Here is a 668-nt window from a genome sequence, read left to right as displayed (position 1 = left end):
CCGGGGGAGCGGATGTACCGGACCGGGGATGTGGTGCGGTGGCGTGGCGATTACACGCTGGAGTATGTGGGGCGCAGCGATTTCCAGGTCAAGCTCCGCGGGTTCCGGATCGAGCTGGGGGAGATCGAGTCGGTGTTGGCGCGGTGTGCGGGCATCGCGCAGGCGGTCGTGGTGGTCCGCGACGACGGTCGTGGGGACCGGCTGGTCGGTTATGTGGTGCCGGTGGATGGGCAGAACGTCGATGTCGAGGCGGTGCGTGCGGCGGTGGCGGCGCGGTTGCCTGCGTATATGGTGCCGGCGGTGGTGGTGGTCGAGGTGTTGCCGTTGACGCCGGTGGGGAAGTTGGATCGTGCCGCGTTGCCGGTGCCGGAGGTCACCGGTGGGGTGTATCGGGCGCCGTCGGGGCCGGTGGAGGTGGTGTTGGCGGGGGTGTTCGCCGAGGTGCTGGGGGTGGAGTCGGTGGGGGTGGATGATTCGTTCTTCGCCCTCGGTGGGGACAGCATCATGTCGATTCAGTTGGTGGCGCGGGCGAAGGCGGCGGGGGTGGTGATCTCGCCGCGGGAGGTGTTCGAACACAAGACCGTTGCGGGGTTGGCGCAGGTCGCTGTCTCGGCCGGGGTGGGCGCGCCGGTGCTCGAGGAACTTCCCGGCGGCGGGGTCGGGGAGGT

At 69.8% G+C, this 668-nt stretch carries 1 protein-coding gene; it reads left to right on the top strand.

What is annotated here, in order from left to right:
- Nucleotides 1–668 (top strand): phosphopantetheine-binding protein (locus AC3EO7_RS37835; protein WP_435593887.1); only part of this gene is annotated, 668 nt, incomplete at both ends.

The organism is Nocardia sp. bgisy118 (assembly GCF_057708605.1).
The sequence above is the reverse complement of the archived record's forward strand: the minus strand, read 5'-3'. Positions and strand labels throughout refer to the sequence as shown.